Raw genomic sequence first — 26,021 nt, 5'->3', positions numbered from 1 at the left:
GGGCCTCCATCTGCTGGCGCGATCAACTCGCGGGCTGGGTCACATCGCAGATTAGGCGGGACCAGAGGTGGACCGCCACCCACCAAGGTGGGTGACGGCAACATCGACATCATCGAGGAGAACGGCGTCTTCACGATCGAGGTCGGCCGACTGGACGACGCGACCCACGAGGGCCTGTCCAAGGTCTTCCGCATTGCGCACCAGTCCGACGCCGACGTGGTCGTCCTCACCGGCAAGGACCGCAGCTTCCTCAACCCGATGAACTATGACATCGAGTGGGTCAAGCACCTGGCGATCTTCAAGGACATGCTCAAGATCTTCAAGGAAGCTGAAGACATCGTCCGCGACATCATCAACTGCGAGAAGCCCACCATCGCCAAGGTCTTTGCCCCCGGTGCGCACAGCCTGGGCGCCTCGATCGCGCTGGCCTGTGACTTCGTCGTGGCCGCCGAGGACGCCTCCTTCAGCGACCCGCACCTGTCCGGCTTTGGCGTCGTGCCCGGTGACGGCGGCTCGCTCGTGTGGCCATCGCGCATCGGCCTGGCCCGGTCCCGCGAGTTCCTCATGCTGGACAAGGTCGCCACGGCGCCGGAGGCCAAGGAGATCGGCCTCATCGAGCGCTGCGTGCCCGTGGACCAGGTGGACGCCGAGGTCGAGGGCATCATCGCCAAGCTGCAGTCCTATGACCAGGTCGGCGTGAAGTTCACCAAGCGCTGGCTCAACCAATACATGCGGCAGAACATGAACATCGCCGGCATGGGCAGCCTGTATGCCGAGGGCATGGTGTTCTCCTCCGAGGACTTTGCCAAGAAGGCAGAGGAGTATGCCGCGATGCTGGCTTCGCAGGGCGGCTACCAGGAGTCCTGAGTCACCTCTGTAGGACATGCTGGTGCCGGGCAGGTCGGAGGCCGACCTGCCCGGCACTGGTCTTTGGCAGGTGAGGTGGAGATGTTTGCGGAGTCTGAGGTCCGACAGGTCGACGTGCCCGGCGCGCGGCTGCAGGTGCGCACCGTCGGGGCCGGTGACCCGGTCCTGCTGCTGCACGGCTATCCGCAGACGCACGCGATGTGGGCTGCGGTGGTGGGCCACCTCGGTGGTGGGCGCCGGCTCGTGATGCCGGACCTGAGGGGCTATGGCGCCTCGCTCGCCCTCGATGGTGACTTCACCTTCCGGGCGATGGCTGCGGACGTTGTGGCGCTCGCGGATGAGTTGGGTCTCGAGCGCTTCCATGTGATCGGGCACGACCGTGGGGCGAGGGTGGCGCACCGGCTGGCCCTGGACGCGCCCGATCGGGTGCGCTCGGTCGCGCTGCTCGACATCCTGCCGACGCTTGATGTGTGGCGGCAGATGGATGACCGCGAGTTGGCGCTGAAATATTTCCACTGGACGTTCCTGGCCCAGCCGGGCGGTCTGCCGCAGCGTCTGATCGGTGCGGATCCCCAGGGTTATCTGCGCTCCACGCTGGCGGGGCTCGGTGCCACTGCTGAGATGTTTGATCCTGCGGCGCTGGGGGAGTATCTCTCGGCCGCAGACCGGGAGTCGGTGGTCGACGCCTGGTGCCGCGACTACGCGGCTGCCGCGACGACCGACCTGGAGCATGACGAGGCGGATCTCGGTCGGACCCTCGACATCCCGGCCCTGGCGTTGTGGGGCGACCGCGGCATGGTGGCCCGCTTTGACCCGCTGGCGACGTGGCGGCGGTGGTTCCCGGCCGTGACGGGCCAGGGCGTTGCCGCCGGGCACTTCCTGGTGGAGGAGCGCCCCGAGGTGGTCGGGCCGCTGCTCGACCGGCACCTGGCTGGCGCCTGAGGATCCTGCGTCTCCCGCGCTGGCGGTGGCTTGACCGGCTCAGGGGCTTGCCCGACTCAGGGGATGAGGCCCTGTCGTCGCGCCTCGACGACGGCGGCGTGCCGGGTCCGCGCCCCCAACTTGGCCATCAGGTTGCGCATATAGCTCTTCACGGTGTCCGTGGTCAGGCTGAGCCGCTCGCCGATCTCTGCGTTGCTGCAGCCGAGGCTGACATAGGACAGCACGTCGAGCTCGCGCGGCGTCAGGTGGACGGTCGGGCCGCCCGGTGGTGCGGTCAGCGCCCGCAGCGCCTCTTCGACCGCCACGATCCGGTCCCGCAACTCCGGGGTCTCGACGGCCTGGGCGATCTCCTTTAGCGCCAGATAGCTCTCGGTGATCGACTCGGACATCCGCGCGCGGTCACCGCTGTCCGCCCCCTGGACTGTCTCGGTGAGGGCACGCAGGCGGAAGTCCACCTCGTCCTGGACCTCGAGGTCGTGGGCCGCAGCACCGGCCACCTTCTCCAGCTCCGCGGCCGGGTTGTCGCCCAGGGATGTCTGTTGGCGCAGGCCTCCATAGACCACGCCACGCGTGACGCGTTTGACGATGATCGGAGCCGCCACCAGCGACTGGATGCCCTCTGCCGTGATCTGTCGGACGTAGTCGTGGGTGATGCTCCGCGCGGTGCGATAGCGCTCGACGCGCACCGGCCGACGCTCCACGATGGCCCGACCACCGGCGCCGCGCTCGGCTTTGATCACGAGCCCGCGCAGCACCTTGCTCTGGGTGCCGGCAAAGTCGGACAGGTGCAACTGTGGGCCCGCCACGCCACCGGCGAACAGCACGTCAAAAGACTTGCTGCGCTGCAGGGTGCGCAGCTCTGATCGGATGCGGTCTCTGACCACGGTGGGGAGGTCTGCTCCCGCCAGGAACGCCACGTTCGACTCCTTCGTCCTCAAGCAGCCCCGAAACTCTCTGGCCAGGACACCAGAGGTTCCTGGGTGTTCCTCTCGAAACCTACTTGGGGCGCGATCCCGCCCTGATGCGGGGAGACCCCGAAGGGCTCGCAGGAGCGTATGGTCAGGGGCAGCGGGACCCTTCGGGTCTCCCCATCAAAGGACTCAACATGTCCGATAAGTCACCACGCCAAGCGCTCTCGAAGAAGACCGGCAAGTCCATCAAGGAGAAGCGGGCCGAGAAGCGCGCCAAGGAACATGAGGCGAGTGGGGTCGAGACGGCGGTTCACCCCAAGAAGCGCTGAGGCCTGCCCGCTGCTCGCCGTCGGAGTGATCGCTGGACGTACACCTTGAGGGCCGGTGCGGACTCACCGATTCTGTCCAGGTTGTCCAGCAGCTCGGAGTCGGCGAAGAGCACCCGTGCCTCGCTGTGGTTCTGGATGTATTCGACCTCCGGGCGGGGCCAGGCGCGAGTTGATCGCCACCGGCACCCCGCCGGCCAGCGGCACCGCGAAGAGCGCTCCAGGAACGGCGCGGGTGATCACATCGCTGGCCCCGTTGCAGAGCTTTGTGCAGAGTGAGCTTGAGCATGGTGGAGTGATGTGTCTCGAGTTGCACAGGGGCCTTGAGGGGACTTCTGGCAAGGGCCTAGCATCACGTCAACGTGACCAGCGCTGACGAGGGAGTTTCGCAATGAGGAAACCACGATTAGTTGACCGAGCGATCCGCATGCTGACGTCTTTCAAGAACGAGACACCGGAGCGGGAGGCTTCATCAGCGGATCGTGCGCCTATTTCTCCTACGCCGAGCGCTACTCGTGGATATGCGGTGCTGGATGTCGAGACGACTGGACTCAACCCTGCACGCATGGATCGGATCGTGGAGATCGCGATCGTCCTGGTCTCCGATGATGGACGGATCGAGGAGGAGTGGTCGACGCTGGTCAACCCGCAGCGAGATGTCGGACCGACACGTATCCATGGGATCACAGCCACAGATGTCCTGGCTGCTCCCACTTTTCAGGACGTGATGGGACGCGTCCTCGGGTTATTGGAGGGGCGGGTTCTGGTCGCACACAACGCCGACTTTGACGTGCGTTTCCTCCTTGCAGAGCTGCGTCAGGCCGGCAAGGAAGTTGCTGACCCGACTCGTGTGCCGCAGTTGTGCACCATGCGTTGGTCGACTGCTTTTGTTTCATCCAGCAGCCGACGGCTCATCGACTGCTGCGCTGCCGCCGGAGTGGACCTGACGAACGCACACACGGCAGCTGGCGACGCTCGAGCAACGGCAGAACTGTTGCGTCACTATCTGCGTGCGTCCCCTCCGCCACCCCCCTGGCAGGATGTGATGCACCAAGCCGTGGCATACCGCTGGCCCACTGCTGCTGGTTTCGGTGAGGCTCTCGCTCGCTCGCGGGCGCAGGTTGTGAGTGAGCCGAAGCATGCGTGGCTCGAACGTGTGGTCTCCCACATGCCCCGAGCGGGAGACGCTCAAGTTGATTCCTACCTCGCAGTGCTTGAGATGGCTCTCTTGGACGGGTTCTTGGCCGAGCATGAGAAGGAAGCCCTCGTCGAGACCGCTCAGAACAGCGGACTGGACCGTGACACCGTGCTGGACCTGCATAAGAGATACCTAAGGGCTATGGGCGAGGTTGCTCTAGAGGACGGGGTTGTGACGGAGTCCGAGCGTGCCGACTTGAAGGGGGTGGCAGCCCTGCTCGGGCTGCCATCAGATGCTGTCAAGCAGGCGCTGGAGGCAGTGCGTGAAGGTTCGCATGAAGGGGCGTATGCCTTGAGCGCAAGTGCGATTCAGCTTGAAGCTGGTGACCGCGTGGTCTTCACGGGCGACATGAATCGCGCTCGAGACGAATGGGAACGGGATATCCGCCGTTTCGGACTGGAGACCGGGGGCGTGACCAAGGCGACCAAAATCGTCGTGGCTGGGGATCCCAACAGCCTGAGCGGGAAGGCCGCCAAGGCGCGCACCTACGGCATACCCATCGTGACTGAAAGTGCTTTTGCCCGGCTCTTGGAGAAGCAGGGTTCGGGTCAGGCGTAGCGCCCTACAAGAGACCGAAACTCTCTCGCCAGGTGACCAGCGAGTCCTCGGTGCTTCCTGCTGGGACATACTCGAGCGCGATTGCGCCGTCGTAGCCCCGCTCAAGCAGGTCCTCGACGAAGCCTCGGACGTCGCCGTCGGCACTGCCTGGCGCGCCCCGCCCTGGGACATCAGCGACCTGGATGTGGCTCAGATAGGGGACGACGAACTCAAGGTCCGCGCGGACGTCCTCGCCGTTTGTCGCTAGGTGGTACTGGTCCATCAGCAGCCCGATGTTCGCACCGGGGCTGTGTGCGCGCACTCGGTCGATGACCTTGAGAGCGGCTCGACTGGTGCGGACCGGATAGTCCGGGAAGCCGCTCAGGGGCTCGACCAGCACAGTGGCGCCGATCTCGGCAGCCGCCAGTGCGGCATACGTCAGTGCCTTTGTCGCCGCGGCATCCTGGGCTTCCTCGGCAACGTCGGGGAGCCGACGCCCGTAGGGCACGTTGAACAGGCGGGTGCCCAGCCGGGCGCCGATGGTCATGGCGACCGCCACACTGTCGCGGAAGTCCTCTGCCGCATCAGGGTGCGAGATGACGCCGCGATCCCCGTTGGCCATGTTCCCGGCATAGAGGTTCATGGCGGTCAACCGCACCTCTGCGGCGGTGATCGCCGCCACGAGGTCCTCAATCTGCTCGTGAGAGGGACGGGGCTGACCGTCGAAGGGCCACCAGTATTCGACCTCACGGAAGCCGGCGGCTCGGGCCGCAGCAGGTCGCTCCATCAGCGGGAACTCGCCAAACATGGTGTGCAGGTTGGCCACCCACCTGACCTGGTCCAACGGACGCTGAGTGCTCACAACGCCATCTTCCAGGGCTGGCCGTAGGCCGAGGTGAGGTGCTCGGTCTCGCTGTCGGTGAGCAGTCGTGCGCCCGGGGCCTGACCCACCAGCATCCTGGTCTGCGAGGCCAGCTCGATCTCGATTGCCCGGTCCACAGCCTCGGAGACGGTGCGTCCTGCGACGACCGGCCCGTGGTTCTGCAGCAGGGCGCCGTGACACTGGATGTCTAGCTCGCGCAGCAGTTGGGCCTGGTCGGCGTCACCCGGTGGGTGATAGGGGATGAGCGGCAGGTTGCCCACTCGCATCAGCAGATAGGGCGTCAGCGGCGGCAGCGCGCTGTGCTCGTTCCACGGCGGCAGACACGAGGCAGCGACCGCGTGCGTGGAGTGCAGGTGCACCACGCACACCGCGTCCGGGTCGCGGTGATACAGCGCACCGTGCAGCCCGTGCTCCTTGGAGGGACGGGGGCCATCCACGTGCGCCAGGCCGTCCGCGGTGAGCTCCATGACGGACAACTGATCGGCGCTGAGGCTGCCCAGCGGTTGACCGGTCGCGCTGATGTGCACCCGGTCTCCCACGCGCACCGAGATGTTGCCCGAGGAGCCGGGGGAGAGCCCCAGCGACTCCAGGTGGCGCCCACCACTGCACGCCTCGGTCAGCAGATCACTCACGTCAACCCCTCCCAACCGGCCACGAAGAGGTCCTCGGTGCCGAAGTTGCCAGATTTCAGGACAAAGTTGTGGCGCCGGCCGTCCGCGGTGGTGCCTGCCAACCACGACACCCCGGGGCTCAGCTGTTGGCCCACCTCGAGACGCCGGACGCCGAGAGACTCCAGCACTGCGCCGGATGTCTCACCGCCGGCGACGATGAACTCGCTGGCTCCCGCCGACGACAGTGCCGTGGCAAGGCTGGCGAAGGCTGTCTCGATGCGCTGCGAGACGTCGTCGCCGAGGGCTCTCGCCGCGGTGACGTCGTCCGGTGCGCCCACCGAATAGATGAGCACCGCACGGTCGGGATCCGACTGCCAGGCAACCTGCGTCAGGTCCAGCAGCCGGCTCACCTCCGCCTCGGGGTTCTCGGTGTATGCCGCCACGTCCAGTTGGGCGTGTGGCAGCACCTTGCGGGCGCTTGCCACCTGCTGCTGGGTGGCGCGGGATGCGCTGCCGGACAACACGACCCGGCGGCCAGGGACCCGGGACAGCACGCGCGGCTCACGGTCCCGGGCGGGCAGACCGAGAGCCAGGCCGGAGCCACCGGTGACCAGCGGCTCGTCCTGCGTGGCGGTCGAGATGACCGCCAGGTCCTCGTTGGTCACCGCGTCCACCACGATCAGCCGGCGGCCGTCTTGCTCGTGCTCTGCCAGAGCAGCCCGGACCGCGTCCGGGCCCTGATGCACGACCTGCAGCGGGACCAGACCCACCTGATGCTGCGTCTGCGGGGTCAACAGGCGCGGCACCGATGAGTCCCACATCGGGTTGAGCGGGTGATCCTTCATCGGGCTCTCGTGCAGGGGCTCATCGCCGACGAACAGGTGGCCCTGATAGACCGTGCGCCCGTTGTCCGGGAACGAGGGGACGACCACCGCACGGGAGGCGCCGGTCAACTCCAGGAGCGCGTCGGCGACCGGCCCGATGTTGCCCTCCGGAGTCGAGTCAAAGGTCGAGCAGTACTTGTCATAGAGCTGCTCAGCCCCCCACTCCCGGAGGAACCGCCCCGCCCGGACCGATTGGTCCAGGGCGAGGTCGGTCGACGCAGACCTGGTCTTCAGGGCGACCACGACTGCGTCGTCTTCGGTGAGGTCCTCCGCGGAGGCGTCATCTGGCAGACCGAGCAGGACCGAGGTCCGCAGCCCTCGGGCCGTCCAGTTGCCCGCCAGGTCGGTGGCGCCGGTGAAGTCGTCGGCGACGGCTCCCCGTCTCACGTGAGCGGACATCAGCCCTCGCGAATCTGCGCGACCCACTCCTGGACCTTCGGGTCAGCGGAGTCGACGATGTCCAGGGTGGCCTCAACCCACTCTGTGCGGTCCACGTCGGCGAAGGTCACGCCGTTTTCCTCCAGGAACGCGACGTTGTCATCCAGCTCCTCCAAGGCGACCTCACGAGACCAGGTGGACACCTCGTCGACGGCCTCGTCATACATTGCGCGGGTCTCCTCGTCCCAGCCGTCATAGGTCTCGCCCCACAGCTGGAAGTGGTTGCTGCCATAGAGGTGGTTGGTGTTGGCGATGTAGGGCGCCACCTCATAGAAGGAGTTGAACCGGGCCACGTTGACAGGGTTTTCCTGGGCCTCGATGGCGCCCTGCTCCAGGCCGGAGAAGACCTCATTGAAGGAGAGCGGCGTCGGGGCGGTGCCCAGCGCCTGCCAGGTTTGGATGTAGGTCTCCTGGTTGGGCACGCGGATCTTCAGGCCCTCGGCGTCGGCGAGGTTGTTGATCGGCATCGTGGAGTTGAGGATGCGCGGGCCGCGATAGATGGCACCGGTGAGGAGGAAGCCGGAGTCCTCCTTGATGGCCTGCATGATCTCGTCGCCCAGGTCACTGTCCCAGGTCTCGAAGTAGTGGTCTGCGTCTTCATAGAGGAACGGCACGCCCTCGATGCCGGCCAGGTCGGTGTAGCGCTCCACGGATCCAATGGACTCGATCACGATGTCGACGGAGCCGACCTCCATCTGCTCCTGCATCTCCTCCCAGCTGCCCAGCTGTGAGGAGGGGAAGATCTCAACGGTGATCTTGCCGTCGGACGCCTTCTCGAGGTTGTCGGCGAGCCGCTCGGCGGAGCGGTTCTCCAGGCTCTCGGGGCCATAGGAGTGGCCCAGGCGCCAGTGAATCTCCTCGCCGGCTGCGCCGCCGTCCTCTCCATCTCCGGAGCAGGCGGTCATGACCAGGGTGCCAGCGGCCAGGGCGCTGACCAGGGCGATCTTGTTTTTCATGGTGGGTCCTTTCGGTGGTGCTCTAGAGCAGGAGCGGGATATAGGTGACGGCGAACAGCAGGGCGATGGCGACCCCCAGCCAGGGGATGGCCTCGCGGACGGATTCCTGAAGCGGGATCCCGGCGATGCGGGTGGTGATCAGCAGCGAGATGCCGACTGGGGGTGTGAGCAGGCCGATGGCCAGGTTGATCACGATGATCAGGCCGAGGTGGACCGGGTCGATGCCGACCGCGAGGGCCACCGGGAGCAGGATCGGCGTGAAGATGATGATCGCGGCGTTGCCCTCCAGCACCATCCCGATCAGCAGGAACAGCACGTTGATCACGAGCAGGATCACGACGGGGTTGTCGCTGATGCCGAGCACGAAGTCGGCGACCATGCTGGGGATGCCACCGGTGACCAACGCCCAGGCATAGAGCTGAGCCATCGCGATGATCAGCATGATGGCCGCGATCAGCATGAGGGCCTCGTTCATCGACTTCTTGACCTTCGCCCAGGTGAGCTCGCGATAGACGAGGCCACCGAGGATCACCGCGGTGAGCACTGCGACCGCGCCGCCCTCGGTCGCGGTGAAGACGCCGAAGCGGATGCCGCCGAGGACGACGACGGGGATCATCAGGGCCAACACGGCGTCCTTGGACGTGCGCAGAAGCTCGCGCCGGCTGACGCGGTCCTCGGCCGGGTAGCCCTTGATGCGGGCCAGCACATAAGCCGTCAGGATGTAGACGAAACCGAAGGCCACACCGATGTAGAGGCCCCAGAAGAACAACGATCCGATGGAGACCTCGGCGGTGACGCCGTAGATGATCAGGTTGATGCTGGGCGGGATGACGACCGCGATGGTCGAGGCCAGGGCAGTCAGCGCAGCGGCGAAACCGGCGGTGTAGCCGCGCTTGACCATCTGCGGGATGAGGATCTTGCCGGTGGCCGAGGCGTCGGCCACGGAGGAGCCGGAGATGCCGCCAAAGATCATGTTGGTCAGGATGTTCACGGCGGCGAGGCCGCCACGGATGCTGCCGACGGCGGCGTAGGCGAAGTCGATCAGACGGCGGGTGATGCCGCCGTCGTTCATGAGGGAACCGGCCAGGATGAACAGCGGGATGGCCATCAGGGGGAAGCTGCGCAATCCCGCCACGAGGCGCTGGGCGCCGACCTCCAGGGGGATGCCCTCGGAGAGGACCATCGAGAGCAGGCTGGCGCCACCGATCGCGATCGCGACCGGGGTGCCGATGAGGAGCAGGACTGCGAAACCGACGCCAAGGATTGCGGGCATGGCTCAGACCTCCGTCTCTGCGCTAGTGATGGCCTCGGCCACCGGGTCGGGAGCCGGGATGGGCGCGACAATGCGATACAGGATCAACACGACGCTCAGGGCGCAGCCGACCGGGATGGCGAGGTAGAGGGAACTGAGGGGGATCGTGGATTTGAACAGCATCGTGAGGCCTGAGAGTGACTGTCGATCGGCGGCCTCGAGAAGGCGCACTGCGAAGAAGCCGATCACGCCCAAGGTCACGGCACAGATCAGGTCCGTCAGTGGATTCACCAGGCGCTGCAGTCCCTTAGGGAGTGCGTTCACGGCGAAGTCGATGACGATGTGCTCGCGACGCAGGAACGCGACTGGAACGGCCAACATGGTCGACCACACGAAGCAGAAGATGGCCAGCTCCTCCGACCACACAGTGGGGGCGTTGAAGAAATAGCGGCTGACCACCTGGATGAGCAGCGACACGGTGGAGATCGTGATGAGCACGCCGGCGACGAACAGCAAGGTGTTGGCGACGAGGTTGCTGATGCGCTTCATCACTCACCGCCCCTGCGGACCATCAGTTTCATGACCTCGCCCGGACCGTCGCTGGCAATCGACGTGATGCGCTCAGCAGCATCCGTCCAGTCCTCGGTGAAGGTGACCATGCGCTGGACCAACTCCGGCTTGGCCACGATGACGTCGAGCGCCTCAGCGATGTCGTCCTTGGTGTAGGTCGCGGTGCCGACCATGGTGATCTCCCGGATCTGCAGGTCCCCGACTGGCGTGGGGTGTAAACCCTTGAAGACGGCGACCTGGACGACGGTCCCGCCCGTGGCGGCGCTGGACACGGCCGTCTCCAGAAGGCTTGGCACGCCGGCAGCGAGGAAGACGAGGTCGAACGCCTTGCCGGGCAGCTCACCTGAGTCCGCCGCGGTGGAGGTCGCGCCTGCCAGGTTGAGCATCTCGTGCATCTGCTCGCGGGGCTCGGCCACGGTGATCTCGAGCTCGGGGGCCTGGGTGGAGAGCACGGCAGTGATCAACGTGCCGATGGTTCCTCCGCCGAGCACGAGGACGTTGCGGACCCTGTCCAGAGCGCCCGCGCGGCGAACTGCGTGGACGGCGACGGCCACTGGCTCAGCGAAGGAGAGCAGGCTCGTGTCGAGCTCCTCTGGGGCGGGCACCAGAGTGAAGACGGGCACCTTGACGTAATCGGCGAGACCACCGGGCCAGGTTGCGACGCCGAGCATGGTCTTGCTGGTGCACAGGTGATAGTCACCGCGGGTGCAGAGGTCGCAGGTTTGGCACGGCCACTGGGGGTCGATGACGACCCGCGTCCCGGCTCGCAGGCCATCTGGGGCGTCGGGGCCGATGTCGTCGATGACCCCGCCGACCTCGTGGCCGCTGATGAGTGGCGGCTTGCGGAACGGGTGGGTGCCCTGGAGGGCGGAGATGTCGGATCCGCACACTCCTGCCGACGTGACCCGGATGACTGCCTCGCCGGGACCGGCGGTGGGTTTGGGGATCTCCCGCACACTGGCAGTGCCGTCCTGGGCGAACTCGATGGCCTGCAACGTGTCCTCGCTATCTACTCCGGCTACAACGGTGTATGGGTAGTGACTCGTTCTGTGCGAACGAACATTGTGCGGGACCATAGCAACACAGTTCCTGATCGGTCAAGCCTTCATGTGTGTAAGATTACGGTTCAATAACGTTCGATCGCACACAAGGATGTGAGGCTGTGAGTCAGCAGGAACATGTTGTCGCCAGATACAGCGTGGCGGTGGATGGGAACCCTGACGAGGCTGCGTCGGTGCTGGCCGGCGAGCAATCGGCAGGCACCTTCACCCAGGTGGCCGGAGACAGTCCGGAGCTGCAGCACGTCTTTGGTGCGCGAGTTGAGAGTGTCGCGGCGACCGGTCGTTCCCGAGTGGCCGCGCGTGACTATGGCAGGGAAGGATCCGCGCCGTCAGTCCCCGAATACGACGTGCGCATCGCCTTCCCGATCGGCAACGTGGGTGCCTCAGCGAGCCACCTGATGACCGTGATTGCCGGCAACCTCTTTGAGCTGCGGACCCTGGCCGGCGTGCGGCTTGAGGATGTCGAGATCCCGGCTGTGACTGCCCGGTCCTTCCACCAGCGGATGCCGCACGGTGTTGGCGGCAGCCGAGAGGCTATGCGGCGGACAACAGGGCCGATGCTCGGCACGATCGTCAAGCCCTCGATCGGGCTGGACAATGGGCAGATCGCCGACTTGACCGGCGTGCTGGCGGGGGCTGGTCTGGACCTGGTCAAGGATGACGAGCTCAACGGCGACCTGCCACACGCCCCGCTCCTGGACCGGGTCGACCGGGTGCAGGCAGTCCTCGAGGCGCAGGGAAATCCTGGGACGCAATACGCCTACAACATCACCGGCACGCTGGAGCAGATGAAGCGCGCCGCGGACCACATCGAGTCCAGGGGCGGGACCACGGCGATGGTGGTGGTCCCGTGGGTCGGGCTCGAGGCCTTCGCTGAGTTGCGCCGTCACACCTCCTTGGTGCTGCAGGCGCACCGCGCCGGGTGGGGGGCGCTGGATCGGTCGGCAGATGTTGGCATCTCCTTCCGGGTCTATGCCAGAGTGCTGCGCATGCTCGGGGCTGACCAAGTGCACGTCGGAGGACTGCGCAGCAAGTTCTGGGAACACGCCGAGAGCATCAGCGGATCGGTGGAGGCACTCTCCTGCGCGGACGATGTGGCACCGGCATCGCTGCCCGTGCTGTCCTCTGCGCAGACAGTGCTCACTGCAGCCGAGTCGTTTGCGACGTTCAACACCGAGGACCTGCTGGTCCTGGCCGGAGGTGGGATCCACGGCCATCCGGGCGGACCTGAGGCGGGGGTGCGCAGCCTGCGCCTGGCCTGGGACGCGGCGGTGGCGGGGACACCACTGGATCAGGTCGCAGCCGAGGAGCCGGAACTGGCTGCTGCCATCGAGCACTTCTCGGAGCGCAGTTGATGGACGTCTTTTTCGTCGCCGACGACTTCACTGGGGGAGTGGACGTGCTGCTGCAGGCTGCCCGGTGCGGCGAGCCCGCCACCATGTTCCTGTCCGAGGAGTCATTCCTGGCCGCTGACGCCAGTGAGTTGCGGACCTGCACGGGAGTGGCCACCACCTTCCGGCGCTCAGCGCCAGAGGAGGTCAGCGACAGCCTGCGCCGCATCCTCGACCACGCGTTGACGCAGGAACCGCGGGTGGTGCAGTACAAGATTTGCAGCACTGCCGACTCATCACCCACTCGTGGATCGATACGACCACCGTTCGCGCAGTTCCTGGAGCGCGGAGCAGAGCGGATTGCCCTGTGGGCCGCGCAGCCCGGACTGCGACGCTTCACGGCCTTCGCTCATCACTTCGCCAACGATCGCGGCACCGTCTATCGCTTGGATCGGCAACCGACGATGGCCAACCACCCGAGCACTCCGATGCGCGAGTCAGACCTGCGGCTGCACTTTGCCGAGCAGATTGGGGAGGCGGTCGGCAGCATCACTCTGGAGGACCTGCGCCAACAGGAGCGACTGTCGTTGGCCTGGGAACGCGAGGCCGCGGCCGGACACCGACTGGTGGTGTTGGACGCTGTCCACCCCGATGACCTCACCACTCACGGGACCTTCCTCGCAGGGGAGGCCCCGGCATACGTCATCGGTTCGGGTGGCGCCACCCTCGGGCTGGGCGCCGGACTGGGCTGGCGCGAGGACCCCGCTCACCAGGTGTCGACCCAGGCTGCCTCAGGGCCGGTGCTCGTCGTCGCTGGCTCCTGCTCGGAGTTGACCGCGGCTCAGATCGCTCGCGTGGAAGAACGATCGGACTGGTCCGTGTTGGCGTGGGATCCCGCCGCAGGCGCGCCAGAGACCGTGGCCACCGAGGCCAACCAGCTCCTTGCAAGCGGACAGCATGTGCTGGTCCACAGCGGCGGAGCCTCGCCTGCTCGGGTGGAAGCATCGGCAGGGCTCGGGACCCTGGTGCCAACAGGGCTGGCCCACATCGTCAGCCACAACCTCGGCCAGTTCGCGAGACTCGTTGTGGCTGGTGGCGATACCTCCGGTGATGTTCTGACACTCTTGGGCGCAACGAAGCTCACCACTGTTGCGGTGCTGGATCGGGACACGTGTCTGTGCCTGGTTGATGGCATTGGAGGAAGCACTCAGGAGGTCGTCCTCAAGGGCGGCCAGATCGGCAGCGTGGACTTCTTTGTGCACGCGGCCCTCGGGGAAGAGAGCAACGGGAATGGCGACCGGTAAACGCACACGGCAGGAAGCGATCTTTCAGGCGATCAGCCAGGAGGGGCGGGTCGACGTCAGCGGCCTGGCCGTGAGTCTGGATGTCTCTGCGATGACCATCCGGCGCGACATGGCCGAACTCAGCAACCGCGGGCTGATCAATCGCGTGCACGGGGGCGCCACTAGCAGGCAGGAGCCGGCGCTGCGCGCCGAGGTGATGCGTGCCGAGAAGCTGGCGATGGCGCGCTGGGTCGTCGGGGGCCTCGTCGACGACCAGTTCCTGGCGTTGGATGTCGGGAGCACCTGCACCGCCATCGCTGAGGAACTGAACGTCCGGGGCAATGTGACCGTGCTCTCCAACTCCCTGGAGGCCCTGCACGTGCTGCGAAGCACTGCCGTGGAGCGGTTGTGTGTCGCGGGACAGATCAATGGGGAGGGTTCGATCATCCCGCACGACGTGTCGTCCGCGCTCGAGCCCTATGCCCTGGACAAGGTGATCCTGGGCTGCGGCGGCGTCAGCGCGGCACGCGGGGTGACCTATCACGAGGTCAAGGAGACCTTCTTCCGGCGTGCCCTCATTGAGCGCGCCTCGGAGGTGATCCTCGTCGCGGACCACACCAAGCTGGGGCGCGAGTCCAGCTTCTCGCTCGGGCGGCTCGCCCTCATTGACAAGCTCGTCACCACGCGCGAGCCCGACCGCGCCCTTGCTGACAGTCTGGCCGAGGCTGGCGTGCAGGTCGACGTCGTGTCGGTCGGGGCTTCTACGTCGAACTGAGTCAGACGGCAGCGGCCGTTCCCTAGTCGTGGGGGCGTACTTGCCTGTGGCCGTTCTGGCGACTGGGTGCCCAACTCGGGGTTTGTATTGGTGGCCGGTGATGCCCGCATGCGGCGGGATCACCGGCCTTGCCTTGTGCGCTAGGCAGGCTGGCCGCAGGCGTAACGACATCAGCTGCACCAGGACGAAGCACGAATATGACATGAGCGGTTGCTCACTGGCTGAGCGGAGGTCTATGGTGTGAGCAGTTGAGCGCATCATGAGCAACTGCTCATCCCGCAAAGGCAAAGGAGCCCTGGTGGAGCACGACGCAAGCCAGCCCCCGGCGAACGGGGTCGTTGCAGCGGTAGAGAGGCTGTGGAAGTCCTACGGCGGCATTCCCGTGCTCAAGGGGGTCGACATCGATGTCCAAGCCGGTGAGATCCACGCGCTCGTCGGAGGGAACGGTGCTGGCAAATCCACGTTGATGAAGGCTCTGACGGGTGTGGTCACCCCCGATGCTGGCCGAATTGTCATTGGTGGCAGCGAAGTACGCAATCTCAATCCACGCACTGCCCATGCGAACGCGGTGTACATGGTCCCGCAGGAACCGCAGCTCTTTCCAAATCTCACCGTGTTCGAGAACGTCACGCTGTCGTTGGCTGTGCCGCTCTCCCGCGCCGAGGTTAAGGCAGCGATCCAGGCTCTCGGACACGCCATTGACCTCGACGCGCGTGCCCACGAGCTGAGCATTTCCGACCAGCAGCTCATCGAGATTGTGCGTGGGGTGTTGCGCAAGGCCCGCCTCCTGATCGTCGACGAACCCACTGGCGCACTAACGGCTCGTGAGGCAGACCAGTTGTTTGAGCGGCTCCGGGCCCTCGCGGCCAGTGGCGTGGGCATCTTTTATGTGACCCACCGCATGTCCGAGATCTTCGCTCTTTGTGACCGGGTCACAGTCCTCCGAGACGGTGCCATGGTGCTACAGAAGGCCACAGCCGACACCTCTGTCGAGGAACTGGTCTCCACTATGGTGCCGGAGTCCGAGCAGGTCTCGCGCGAGGAGCAGGGGCAGGTCGCGCGAGCGGTCGATGGACCTCCTGCTCTATCTCTGCAGGGCTTCACAGGTCAGGGCTTCACCGACGTGACTCTCGATGTCTTCCCAGGTGAGGTCCTCGGCATCGCTGGGGTGGTCGGCGCTGGCCGCACTGAGCTAGCGGAGACGGTGTTCGGTCTGCGTCCGGGCACCGGCGACGTGACTTTGCTCGGAGAGCGCTACCAGCACCGCAGCCCGAAGCGATCTCTGACGAGGGGACTCTCCTACGTTGCCGAGGACCGTCACGCCCACGGGGTCTTTTTGCTGGGAACCATCACCGAGAACTGCAGTTCAACTGTCCTGAGCCGCGTTACGAGCCTGGGGCTGCTGAACAGCAAGCGTGAGCGCCAAGTGGCCAGCAGGCTCACCACGCAGCTAGCGGTGCAGAAGGGCAGCGCTGAACGTCGAGTCGGGAACCTCTCCGGCGGCAATCAGCAGAAGGTGTCGCTGGCCAAGTCGCTGGCACCCGAGCCCCGCGTCATCATCCTCGACGAGCCGTCGCGCGGAGTTGACGTGGGGGCCCGGGCCGACCTGTACAAGATGATCCGGGAACTGGCCGAGCAGGGCTTGGCGGTGCTGTTGATCTCGTCGGACTTCGAGGAGATCGTCGAGCTCGCCACTCGGGTGGTCATCATGCGAGACGGTCGCATCGGCGAAGAGCTGGAGGCAGAGCAGATCACGTTCTCGGCCATCCGGGACGGTGCGTTTGGCACCCGGGCGGACGGTGTGTCTGTATGAACCTGCGTTCATTGCTGAGACACCGCGAGGCGGTGACCGTCAGCGGCGTCGTCATCCTCGTGCTGCTCGTCATGCTTGTGCAACCGGCGTTCGCAGCCCCGAGTAACCTCCTGCGCATTGCCAACTCGACCGTGATACTCGCGCTGCTCGCGGCCGGTAGTGCTGTCGTGATCATGACTCGGAATATCGATGTCTCTGTCGGTTCCATGCTCGCCTTGACCGGAATCGTCGGCGGCCTGATGCTTCGCGACGGTGTCCCGGCCGTGCTCACAGTAGTGGTCGTCCTTGCTCTCGGAGCTGCTCTAGGGGTGGTGAACGGGCTCGGTGTGACCTACGGTCACGTCCCGTCCATCGTCATGACTCTCGGCACCCTGGGCGCGTATCGCGGTCTGTCCTTCCTCATCACCGAAGGGCATTCCATCGAGAACGTCCCGGCGGGCTACAAGGCGATTGGGCGCGCTGACATCCTCGGCGTTCCGCTCCTGGTGTGGCTTGTCATCGTGGCGCTCATTGGTATTGGGCTGTTCCTTGGCCGCACGCGCTTGGGGCGTCACGTCTACGCCACGGGAGATAACCGCGACGGAGCACACCTGATCGGTGTCCGGACCAACGGTGTCATCATTCTCGCCTTTGCCGTGTCGGGAGTGTGCGCTGCTGCTGCGGCGCTGGTCTTCCTGGCGCAGGTCGGATCAATCAGTAACCAGGCGGGCCAGGGGATCGAGATGCGGGCGATCGCAGCCGCGGTGATTGGTGGTGTCGCGCTCTCCGGCGGTGTGGGCACAGTCTTCGGGGCAGCGGCCGGTGCGGTCTTCATTACCGCAGCAGTCAGCTCGCTGAGTTTTCTTGGCATCCCGGGGTTCTGGGCAGACACCGTCATCGGTGCGATCCTGCTCGTCGCGCTGTTCGCCGACGCCCGAGTGCGCAAGGCCCTCGATCACCGCCGTGTTCTCGACCGCTACCGAGCCGTGCACGAGGCAGCCCCAGACGCTGCCGAAAACAGGAAGGTAGCCCAGTGAACGCTCTGAAGACCGTGCTGCAGCGCTCTGTGCGATGGGAGACGGCTCTGATCGGTGTTCTCCTGCTAGAGATCGCCTTCTTCGCCTCGACAAACCCACGGTTCCTCGACCCCCTGCGGATGCTTAACTCCACGTCCGACTTCGTGTATCTCGGCATCATCGCCATGCCCCTGGCTCTCGTCATGATCACAGGCGGCATCGACATCAGTTTCGGATCGGTCGCCTCGCTCTCGGCGATCATTACGGGTGTCACCTTCCAGGCGGGCCTGAACATCTGGCTTGCTGTGCTGGTGGGACTCGCCGCAGCGTTCGTGGCCGGGCTGGTCAACGCCGCCCTCATCGTCAGCACCGGAGCGCAACCCATGGTGATCACTCTCGGCACGCTCTTCCTCTTCGCGGGCCTGGCTCTCGGAGCCTCTGGCTTGGGCGGTGTCTCCTCCTTCGAGGGGATCTCAGGACTGCCGCCGTCATTCGTGGCGCTCGCCAGTGGAAAAACGCTCGGCGTCCCCAACATGTTGGTCATCTTCCTCGTGGTCGCCGTTGTATTCGCGGTGCTGCTCGGTAAGAGCTCCTACGGCCGCCAGGCGAGACTGATCGGCGCGAACCCGAAGGCTGCGGCATACGCCGGGTTGTCCATCGGCAAGGTGATCACGGTCTCCTACGTGCTGACCGCGCTCTGCGCAGGTTTCGTCGGGATCCTGCTCACCTCCTATCTGTCGTCGGCACGAGCCGACATAGGGGACGCACTGCTCATGCCGACACTGACCCTCGTCGTCATCGGCGGCGTTTCGATGTATGGCGGTGAGGGGAGCATCGGTGGAGTGCTCATCGCAACGTTCGTGATCGGCTTTCTTCAACAGGGCCTGCGGTTCATGGGGATGACCGAGAACCAGGTGGCTGTGGTGACGGGATCTGCACTAGTCGTCGTTGCGAGCCTGCGGTGGTGGTCCGGACACTTCAGGGAGCGCGTGAAGAACCGGCGCGTCCAACGCGCAGCTCTCAAAGCCGAAGGAAAATCCGCTCAGCCTGTCGCCTGACGGACGGAGCACCCTGCGACCCGGAAAGGCCGGCAAGCAGATCAACAGGGATCCGCAACCGGATCGTGAGACGAAGGAGAGGTTCAATGAGGAATCGCTTGACGGGTGCCATCGGCATCGCAGCAGCTTGCCTGATGCTCGCCGCATGTGGCTCTGGTGACGGAGACAATGGCGGAAGCAGCGACGGTGGGGACGGTGGAGACCTCCCCCAAGTGGCATTCATTCCAAAGCTCACTGGCGTTGGATTCTTCGAGGCGGGCGGTGCCGGCGCCGAGGCCGCTGGCGGCGACTTTGGCCTCGACGTTCAGTATCGCGGTTCTGCCGAGGCCTCGGTGGCGAAGCAGGTAGAACTGATCAACACCTACACCTCCCAGGGATACGACGCTCTGATCGTCTCCTCGGTGTCGCCGGACGGCCTGTGCTCCGCGCTGAAGAAGGCAATGGACCAAGGCGTCGTCGTCCTCACCTGGGACTCTGACACCAACCCGGAATGCCGGCAGTTCTACATCAGCCAGGGCACGCCGGATCAGTTGGGTTCGCTGCTCGTCGAGATGGCCGCCGAGAATGTCCCCACAGATGAGGCTGCCGAGGTTGCTTTCCACTACTCCAGCCCCACTGTGACGGACCAGAACCAGTGGGCCGAGGTTGCCAAGGGCATTATCGAGTCGGACACGGAGTGGGAGATCGTCGACACAGTCTTCTCGGAGAACCAGACCGAACTCGCGGTGCAGCAGACAGAGGCGCTGGTCAACGCCAACCCGGATCTCAAGGCGATCATCGCCCCGGACGCAAACGCTCTGCCGGGCAGTGCGCAGGCACTGGAGAACCTGAGCGCTGACGGCATTGAACTCGTCGGCTTCTCGACCCCGAACGTCATGAGGGAATACATCGAGAACGACGTGCTCGACAGGTTCGCCCTGTGGGACGTCCAGCAGCAGGGCGCTATGTCCGTGGCGGTGGCCGCACACCTGCTCGACGGGAACACCTTGAACGTCGGCGACACCTTCGAAGCCGAGGGCTTCGGCACGCTGGAGGTCTCGCCGAACTCCGTCCAGGGGTATGACTATGAAGCGGATGGCAACGGCATCATCGTGATGCCCGAGCGGACCGTCTTCACAGCCGACAACATTGGTGACTTCGACTTCTGAGCGGTGACGTGGGTGGGACGCTCCAAGCGTCCCACCCACGTTGCACGGACGTCGACCGAACATGAGATCAGGGAGGGTGGGCATGGCCAATCGCCGCGAGCTCACAGAGTGGGCGAGTGAGGAGCAGCTGGTCAGAGCTGCCTGGTACTACTACGTCGAGCAACTGACGCAGGATCAGATCGCCCGGCGGTTGTCCGTGTCCAGGGCCTCGGCCGGTCGGTTGCTGGAGAAGAGCCGCCGCAGCGGGGTTGTCTCCTTCACCATCAACTCGGACTACCTTCCGGTCTTCGAGGTTGGCCGACGACTCATGGAGGTTTACGGGCTGCGAGACACCGTGGTGATTCCCGCCGCCGACGGGCAGAGCACCCAGGCGCAGACCGTCCAGCGTCTGGCCCACGGAGCGGCCCAGTACCTGAAGAACCATCTCCAGTTTGGGAACACCCTCGCCATGGGGTGGGGCTACACGGTCGGGGCGACGTTCGAGCTCCTCCCGCCAGAGCTCATGTCCAATGTCAGCACGGTGACGCTTACTGGCGGCGTTGACGCTTACGTCAAGAATCTTCGCAGGCTCCGCGGCACGACAGCCGGCGTTACTCGTGACTGGGTCATCCCTACCCCGATCCTGGTGTCTTCTGCAAAGTTGGCGATGCAACTGCGTGCGGAGGACGGCGTGCGAACCGTGATCGATCGGAGTCACAATGCCGATCACGCCGTGATCGGCATTGGCGGTCTCACTGGAGAGCCCACCCTCGCTCTGTCGGGATATGCCAGCGCGGAGGAGCTTGAGCGATATGCCGCAGAGGGGGCCGTGGGCGACGTTCTCGGACTCTTCTTTGACAAGGACGGGAAGCTCCTCGAACTGCCCATACACCACCGCCGCATCGGCATCGGGATCGATGAGTTGAAGGCCATCCCCAACGTAGTTGGCGTGGCTGGAGGTAACGACAAGATCGAGGCAATCCGTGGGGCACTGGCCGGTGGCTACGTCGACGTGCTGATCACGACAGAGGAAGCGGCCCGGAGTCTGCTGGGCGACACCGACGCCGGAGCAACAGAGGGTGAGGTGTGACGTCATGAGTCATGTGATTGCGATTGATGCCGGCACTGGGTCGGTGCGAGCCATCCTGTTCGATGCAGATGGCCACCAAGTGGCCAGCGCGACCAGGGCGTGGACCCATGATCCAGAGGCGGGAGTCCCTGACTCCATGGGGTTTGCTTGGGAGCGCAACTACGCCCTGGTGGTGGAAGTGCTCAGGGAGGTCTTGGCTACCAGTGGGGTTGGCGCACAAGACATTCGAGCGGTGTCAGCCACGTCCATGCGTGAGGGCATCGTCGTGCTTGATGCGGCTGGGCGCGAGATCTGGGGGTGTGCCAACGTCGACGCCCGCGCCGGGCAAGAAGTTGCCGAGTTGGCCGCATCCGGAGATGTCGAGGAGCAGGTCTACGCCTTGTCCGGGCAGACTTTTGCTCTGGCGGCACAGCCGCGTCTGCTGTGGCTCGCGCGCCACCGCCCGGAGCTATATGAGCGGGCTGAGACGGTCCTGATGCTCAGCGAATGGGTCCTCTACCGCCTCAGCGGTATCAAGGTGATGGAGCCGAGCAACGGATCGACCTCTGGCCTGCTCGAGCTGGAGTCCCGAGACGTCGACGACCGTCTGGCCACCCTCTGCGGGCTTCGCGTCGGTCTCGTCCCGCAGATCGTGGAGCCGGGCACCGCCCTCGGACCGGTCACCTCCACCGCGTCCCGAGACACCGGGCTGTCGCCCGACACGACTGTCGTTGTCGGTGGCGGGGACGCCCAGATGGCAACTCTCGGCACAGGGTTGACGGCCGCAGGCCAGGCAATGATCATCGCTGGGACATTCTGGCAGCAGGAAGTGAACATCGCCACGCCGACAACAGGCGCGCAGCGTACGGTGCGGATCAATGCTGCCGGCGTACCCGGTCTGTGGCAGGCCGAAGCCATCGCCTTTCACGCCGGGACCGCTGTGCGCTGGTTCCGAGACACTTTCGCTGGCCCCGAGGTCCGCGCCGCTGAGCAGGAGGGCGTGGATCCGCTCGACCTGCTCACACAGGCTGCTGCCGACGTGCCCATCGGGGCTGACGGCATCATCCCCATTTTCTCTGACGTCATGAACTACGCCCGCTGGAAACACGCGGCCCCGTCGTTCCTCAACCTCTCGCTCGATGGCGGTCCGCGACTTCGCGCAGCGATGTTCCGGGCCCTCTTAGAGAACGCCGCCATCGTCGCAGACGCGAACCTCAGCCTCGTCGCAAACTCGACCGGCTCCTCGCTCACCGAGGTTGTCTTCGCCGGGGGAAGTGCCCGCAGCAAGGTCTGGGCACAGATCGTTGCGGACGTCGTCGGCAAGCCGCTGAAGATTCCCACTGTGGTCGAGGCCACCTCGCACGGCACAGCTGCCTGTGCGGCCAGTGGCGTGGGTCAGTTCGACTCGCCTTCAGAAGCGGCTCGAAGCTGGGTCCGTTGGGGGCGGATGGTGGAGCCGTCACTCGCGCGACACGAGGAGTATGCCGCGGTCAAGGAGCGGTGGCGCCTCGCCTACGACGCGCAACGTCAACTTATGGAGGCGGGTGTGACCACCCCCATGTGGCAGGCCCCGGGAACGTAGCAGTTCACATTTGGCTCATTACATCGAGAAGGAAGAAGACATGGAAACCAGCAAAGTTGATGACGCCCCATATCGCTTCGGTGAGTACGGCCCCGGGTATCTGCTGCGCGGCCCGCGCACCGATATCGGGATCGTGAGGCTGCGTCCGGGGGACGACGCCTCAAACCACTACCACGCTGAGCTCGAGGAAACCTTCGTCGTGCTGGAGGGGGAGGCGACCCTGTGGCTGGACTGCACCCGTCAGTTCACTCTTCGGCCGGGCGACGTGCACCGTTGTGACCCAGGCGAAATGCATTACTTCGTCAACGAGTCGCAGGCGAACTTCCGCGCTCTGTTCATCAAGGCTCCGTACGACCCCGACGACGGTGTCCAGGTGCCCTGGGTGCCTGGCGAGCCGGTGCCGGACCTGGCTCCGGGGCGCTGAGGCTCGACTGTCCTGTCCATCAGCGCCTTGTGACAACCGACCACCGGGCTTTTAACACTCCTCCAGAAAGAGACATCATGGCTGACCTCGACGGCAACATTGCGGCGAAGGCATTTCACGCGGACGTCCCCCAGGAATCACACGGGTTCTTCGTCAAGGGCGCGTCTGGACTCGATTTCGGGATGCAACACAGGCTGGGCCGAATCTTTAACAAGCAGAGCGGGCGCACCGTGATGCTGGCGTTCGACCACGGCTACTTCCAAGGCCCGACGAGTGGGTTGGAGCGGGTCGACCTCAACATCGTGCCGCTGATGCCGGACGCTGATGCCCTCATGTGCACGCGGGGGATCATCCGTTCGGTCCTTCCGCCGGCGGACGCAGGGGCCTTGGTGGTTCGCGCCTCCGGAGGCGCCTCGATCCTGAAGGATCTGTCCGACGAGCGCATCGCGATGGACATGGCGGACGCCTCGAGGATTGACGCCAGTGCAGTGGCAGTCCAAGTCTTTATCGGTGGGGAGCAGGAAACACAGTCTGTCCACAACCTGACGCGACAGGTAGATGCTGGTCTGCAGTACGGGATTCCGGTCTTGGGGGTGACCGCAGTGGGTAAGCAGCTCGCCAGGGATGCTCGCTACCTGGGTCTCGCTACCCGCATCATTGCCGAGTTGGGTGCCCAGATGGTGAAGACCTACTACTGCGAGGAGGACTTCTCATCTGTCACTGCAGCGTGCCCCGTCCCAGTGATCATGGCTGGCGGCAAGAAGTTGCCCGTCATCGATGCCCTGACGATGGCGCGCAAGGCTATCGACGAGGGGGCTGCTGGCGTGGACATGGGCCGGAATATCTTCCAGCGCAAGAACCCGATAGCCATGATCAAGGCGGTGCGGGCCGTTGTCCACGACGATGCCACGCCGGAGACCGCTGCCGAGCTCTACGCCGACCTGTCGAACGGTGCCGACGACTGACCGCTGGCACCGCCAGCAGAGGAGTGTGAGCACGATGACGCCAACGAACGACGAGGCAATGCTCGTCGCCGACACGGTCCGGGTCTCCCGGGACCTTGGTCAGGACCCGTTCCTCGTGCTTCACGGCGGGGGCAACACCTCCGTGAAGCTCGGAAAGCGGATCAGGGTCAAGGCCTCGGGGTTCGACTTGGGGGACTTGTCGGAGGAGGGGCTGGTCAGGGTCGATCGCAGCGCCTTGACCAAGTTGCTGAGCCAGCCAACGCTATCGGACACACAGATGGTGGAGGGCTACCAAGAAGCACTCGTAACGCCCGGTGACCCGTCTCCCACAATTGAGACGCTGGTGCACCATGCCCTGCCATTCACGTCGGTCCTGCACTCCCATGCGGATGCGATCGTGGCGCTGACCGACACCCTCGACGGAGAGAATCTGGTTCAGCGAGCGCTGGGCGAGGAAGTCATCTATCTGCCGTACGTCATGCCGGGCTTCGACCTTGCGAGGCAGATCCTCACGGCCTGGGAAGCTCGTTCGTCAGAACGGCCGACTGTGCTGGTTCTGGCCCACCACGGGCTTTTCACGTGCGGTGACAGCCCGCGGGAGGCCTACGACCGGCACCTCGACATGGTGGGTCGAGCCGTTAGTTTCGTGAAGAACCAGACCGGGATCGACCTCGTTCAGGATCTGCCAGCGCCGACACATGCTCCGGTAGGAGGTCGATTGGATCTCTTGTCCGAAGCTCTGACCGATTACGCCACTGGTCCGTGCAGCGTCGTGAGCCACCGGGACCACGAGGTTGACGCCTTCATCGCACGCGATGACTTTGGCACTATCTCTCAGCAGGGACCGACGACCCTCGAGCACATCATCCGCACCAAGCGACTGCCCATGGTCGACGGTGACATCGGCGCCTACATCGATAGCTATCGCGACTACTACGAACGGTGCAAGCACCGGGCGGTAGGGGAGACGCAGATGCTCGATCCGCTGCCTCGCGTGATTCTCGACCCAGACCTCGGGCTGGTCACCACAGGCCTGGATCAGAAAGCTGCACGGGCTGTCCAGGACATCTACCGGCATACGGTGCGCATCATCACCGCCACTGAGGCGCTGGGCGGCTACCGCACGATCGATGAGGGCAGGGCGTTCGACATCGAGTACTGGGAATTGGAACAGCGGCGGCTGCGGCCGGCGTCCTGACCAGACGGGAGGAGCGTGCATGCATCCCACGGCGGTGCGCAGGATTGACCGGGCCTTTGACCGTCTCACCATCGGCATCGCCGAGGTTGAGCGCGTGTGGACGGGCGGGCTCTGGCTGGAAGGACCCGTCTATTTCCGGGACAGTCGGCAACTGCTGTGGAGCGACATCCCACGCCAACGGATCATGCGGCTCACCGACGCTGGCAGCAGTGACGTCTTTCGCGAGCGCAGCCAGCACGCGAACGGCAACACACGCGACCGGCAAGGGCGCCTGGTCACTTGCGAGCACAGCGGTCGACGCGTCACCCGTACCGAGCTGGACGGGCGCATTACCGTGATCGCAGACCAGTTCGACGGAAGGGCGCTCAACTCGCCCAACGATGTCGTGGTCCGCTCGGACGGCTCGATCTGGTTCACCGACCCCGACTACGGGATTCTGGGAGACTACGAGGGCCGTCGCGCTCCGAAGGAACAGGACGGGAGTTACGTATTCCGCTGGGACCCGACCACCGCAGCGCTGGACGCCGTGGTGACCGACATGGTGCAGCCGAACGGATTGGCTTTCTCCACCGACGAGACCATCCTGTACATCACAGACTCCGGCATCACCCACAGCCCGGCTGGTCCGAAGCACGTAAGGGCCTACGACGTGGTGGGTGGGCGCACTCTCACTGGCGGACGGCTCGTTCTTGACATCGAGGATCGCTTCGGTGATGGGTTGCGCATCGATGAACAGGACAATCTGTGGGTTGCCACCGGAGCCGGCGTGTTGTGCGCCACCCCGGACGGGACAACGCTCGGGGCGATCGAGCTGCCAGAGGGAGCCTCAAACTGCGTCTTTGGCGGAGAGACCTCGAACCGGCTCTTCATCACTGCGACGCGCTCCATCTACGCGCTGTATCTCAACGTGCGGGGTGCCCAGACCCCATGAGTAGCAAAGTCCGCACATGGAGTCATGGCCGCTG

Annotated in this window: 25 protein-coding genes; 17 read left to right on the top strand and 8 right to left on the bottom strand. The window is 65.1% G+C overall.

Annotation, left to right across the window (positions count from 1 at the left end):
- The first annotated feature begins 87 nt into the window (after positions 1 to 87).
- Together NF556_RS16385 and NF556_RS16380 are read left to right on the top strand one after the other, a co-directional pair.
- Positions 88 to 867: an enoyl-CoA hydratase/isomerase family protein gene (locus NF556_RS16385; protein ID WP_252592095.1), complete on the top strand. Its 780-nt coding sequence runs from the start codon at positions 88 to 90 to the stop codon at positions 865 to 867.
- Between the two features lie 81 nt (positions 868 to 948).
- Entirely contained in the window at positions 949 to 1,809 is an 861-nt protein-coding gene (locus NF556_RS16380; RefSeq protein WP_252592094.1) for an alpha/beta fold hydrolase, read from the top strand.
- A 56-nt stretch (positions 1,810 to 1,865) separates the two neighbouring features.
- Here NF556_RS16380 and NF556_RS16375 read toward each other — a convergent pair whose 3' ends face one another.
- Positions 1,866 to 2,726 carry a helix-turn-helix transcriptional regulator gene (locus NF556_RS16375; protein WP_252592093.1) on the bottom strand — a complete coding sequence of 287 codons (861 nt, stop codon included), beginning with the start codon at positions 2,724 to 2,726 and terminating at the stop codon, positions 1,866 to 1,868.
- 188 nt (positions 2,727 to 2,914) lie between these two features.
- On the opposite strand from NF556_RS16375, the gene NF556_RS21430 reads away from it, so the two are divergent.
- Entirely contained in the window at positions 2,915 to 3,049 is a 135-nt protein-coding gene (locus tag NF556_RS21430) for a hypothetical protein (protein WP_256829522.1), read from the top strand.
- 388 nt (positions 3,050 to 3,437) lie between these two features.
- The gene (locus tag NF556_RS16370; protein ID WP_256829524.1) at positions 3,438 to 4,802 is read left to right on the top strand and encodes an exonuclease domain-containing protein; all 1,365 of its coding nucleotides are present in this window, start codon (positions 3,438 to 3,440) and stop codon (positions 4,800 to 4,802) included.
- A 4-nt stretch (positions 4,803 to 4,806) separates the two neighbouring features.
- On the opposite strand, the gene NF556_RS16365 is transcribed toward NF556_RS16370, so the two are convergent.
- The 7 genes from NF556_RS16365 to NF556_RS16335 are packed head-to-tail and all read right to left on the bottom strand — an operon-like array spanning position 4,807 to position 11,370.
- Positions 4,807 to 5,643 carry a TIM barrel protein gene (locus NF556_RS16365; protein ID WP_252592091.1) on the bottom strand — a complete coding sequence of 279 codons (837 nt, stop codon included), beginning with the start codon at positions 5,641 to 5,643 and terminating at the stop codon, positions 4,807 to 4,809.
- Positions 5,640 to 6,296 carry a class II aldolase/adducin family protein gene (locus NF556_RS16360; RefSeq protein ID WP_252592090.1) on the bottom strand — a complete coding sequence of 219 codons (657 nt, stop codon included), beginning with the start codon at positions 6,294 to 6,296 and terminating at the stop codon, positions 5,640 to 5,642. The genes NF556_RS16365 and NF556_RS16360 overlap by 4 nt, the downstream gene beginning before the upstream one ends.
- The gene (gene otnK, locus NF556_RS16355) at positions 6,293 to 7,558 is read right to left on the bottom strand and encodes a 3-oxo-tetronate kinase (RefSeq protein ID WP_252592089.1); all 1,266 of its coding nucleotides are present in this window, start codon (positions 7,556 to 7,558) and stop codon (positions 6,293 to 6,295) included. Before otnK ends, NF556_RS16360 begins: the two co-directional genes overlap by 4 nt.
- A complete protein-coding gene (locus NF556_RS16350) occupies positions 7,558 to 8,553 on the bottom strand; it encodes a TRAP transporter substrate-binding protein (RefSeq protein WP_252592088.1) in 996 nt (331 codons plus the stop codon). The genes otnK and NF556_RS16350 overlap by 1 nt, the downstream gene beginning before the upstream one ends.
- A 22-nt stretch (positions 8,554 to 8,575) precedes the next feature.
- Positions 8,576 to 9,826 (bottom strand): TRAP transporter large permease, encoded by a 1,251-nt coding sequence (locus NF556_RS16345; RefSeq protein WP_252592087.1) that lies wholly within the window; start codon positions 9,824 to 9,826, stop codon positions 8,576 to 8,578.
- 3 nt (positions 9,827 to 9,829) lie between these two features.
- The gene (locus tag NF556_RS16340) at positions 9,830 to 10,354 is read right to left on the bottom strand and encodes a TRAP transporter small permease (protein WP_252592086.1); all 525 of its coding nucleotides are present in this window, start codon (positions 10,352 to 10,354) and stop codon (positions 9,830 to 9,832) included.
- Positions 10,354 to 11,370, bottom strand: a complete 1,017-nt coding sequence (locus tag NF556_RS16335) for a zinc-dependent alcohol dehydrogenase (protein ID WP_252592085.1) — start codon at positions 11,368 to 11,370, stop codon at positions 10,354 to 10,356. The genes NF556_RS16340 and NF556_RS16335 overlap by 1 nt, the downstream gene beginning before the upstream one ends.
- A gap of 167 nt (positions 11,371 to 11,537) precedes the next feature.
- Between NF556_RS16335 and NF556_RS16330 the strand changes: the two genes are divergently transcribed.
- The 13 genes from NF556_RS16330 (at position 11,538) to NF556_RS16270 (ending at position 25,987) form a co-directional block, all read left to right on the top strand.
- A complete protein-coding gene (locus tag NF556_RS16330; RefSeq protein WP_252592084.1) occupies positions 11,538 to 12,791 on the top strand; it encodes a RuBisCO large subunit C-terminal-like domain-containing protein in 1,254 nt (417 codons plus the stop codon).
- On the top strand, positions 12,791 to 14,071 hold the full coding sequence (locus NF556_RS16325; protein ID WP_252592083.1) for a four-carbon acid sugar kinase family protein: 1,281 nt from the start codon (positions 12,791 to 12,793) through the stop codon (positions 14,069 to 14,071). Before NF556_RS16330 ends, NF556_RS16325 begins: the two co-directional genes overlap by 1 nt.
- Complete coding sequence (locus NF556_RS16320) at positions 14,058 to 14,825, top strand: DeoR/GlpR family DNA-binding transcription regulator (protein ID WP_252592082.1); 768 nt, start codon at positions 14,058 to 14,060, stop codon at positions 14,823 to 14,825. Before NF556_RS16325 ends, NF556_RS16320 begins: the two co-directional genes overlap by 14 nt.
- A 298-nt stretch (positions 14,826 to 15,123) precedes the next feature.
- The gene (locus tag NF556_RS16315) at positions 15,124 to 16,638 is read left to right on the top strand and encodes a sugar ABC transporter ATP-binding protein (RefSeq protein ID WP_252592081.1); all 1,515 of its coding nucleotides are present in this window, start codon (positions 15,124 to 15,126) and stop codon (positions 16,636 to 16,638) included.
- Positions 16,635 to 17,654 (top strand): ABC transporter permease, encoded by a 1,020-nt coding sequence (locus NF556_RS16310; RefSeq protein WP_252592080.1) that lies wholly within the window; start codon positions 16,635 to 16,637, stop codon positions 17,652 to 17,654. The genes NF556_RS16315 and NF556_RS16310 overlap by 4 nt, the downstream gene beginning before the upstream one ends.
- 119 nt (positions 17,655 to 17,773) lie before the next feature.
- Complete coding sequence (locus NF556_RS16305) at positions 17,774 to 18,691, top strand: ABC transporter permease (RefSeq protein ID WP_256829555.1); 918 nt, start codon at positions 17,774 to 17,776, stop codon at positions 18,689 to 18,691.
- 98 nt (positions 18,692 to 18,789) lie between these two features.
- Positions 18,790 to 19,839 carry an autoinducer 2 ABC transporter substrate-binding protein LsrB gene (gene lsrB, locus NF556_RS16300; RefSeq protein WP_252592078.1) on the top strand — a complete coding sequence of 350 codons (1,050 nt, stop codon included), beginning with the start codon at positions 18,790 to 18,792 and terminating at the stop codon, positions 19,837 to 19,839.
- A gap of 82 nt (positions 19,840 to 19,921) precedes the next feature.
- Positions 19,922 to 20,908 (top strand): sugar-binding transcriptional regulator, encoded by a 987-nt coding sequence (locus tag NF556_RS16295; protein WP_252592077.1) that lies wholly within the window; start codon positions 19,922 to 19,924, stop codon positions 20,906 to 20,908.
- Between the two features lie 4 nt (positions 20,909 to 20,912).
- Positions 20,913 to 22,469, top strand: coding sequence for an autoinducer-2 kinase (gene lsrK, locus NF556_RS16290; RefSeq protein WP_252592076.1), 1,557 nt, complete (start codon positions 20,913 to 20,915; stop codon positions 22,467 to 22,469).
- Positions 22,470 to 22,479: 10 nt separating this feature from the next.
- Entirely contained in the window at positions 22,480 to 22,893 is a 414-nt protein-coding gene (locus tag NF556_RS16285) for a cupin domain-containing protein (RefSeq protein WP_252592075.1), read from the top strand.
- 77 nt (positions 22,894 to 22,970) lie between these two features.
- Complete coding sequence (gene lsrF / locus NF556_RS16280) at positions 22,971 to 23,858, top strand: 3-hydroxy-5-phosphonooxypentane-2,4-dione thiolase (protein WP_252592074.1); 888 nt, start codon at positions 22,971 to 22,973, stop codon at positions 23,856 to 23,858.
- Between the two features lie 34 nt (positions 23,859 to 23,892).
- The gene (locus tag NF556_RS16275) at positions 23,893 to 25,056 is read left to right on the top strand and encodes a class II aldolase/adducin family protein (RefSeq protein ID WP_252595834.1); all 1,164 of its coding nucleotides are present in this window, start codon (positions 23,893 to 23,895) and stop codon (positions 25,054 to 25,056) included.
- A 19-nt stretch (positions 25,057 to 25,075) separates the two neighbouring features.
- Positions 25,076 to 25,987: an SMP-30/gluconolactonase/LRE family protein gene (locus NF556_RS16270; RefSeq protein WP_252592073.1), complete on the top strand. Its 912-nt coding sequence runs from the start codon at positions 25,076 to 25,078 to the stop codon at positions 25,985 to 25,987.
- The last annotated feature ends 34 nt before the right edge of the window (positions 25,988 to 26,021 follow it).

The sequence above is a fragment of the Ornithinimicrobium faecis genome (assembly GCF_023923225.1).
Lineage (GTDB): Bacteria > Actinomycetota > Actinomycetes > Actinomycetales > Dermatophilaceae > Ornithinicoccus > Ornithinicoccus faecis.
The sequence above is the reverse complement of the archived record's forward strand: the minus strand, read 5'-3'. Positions and strand labels throughout refer to the sequence as shown.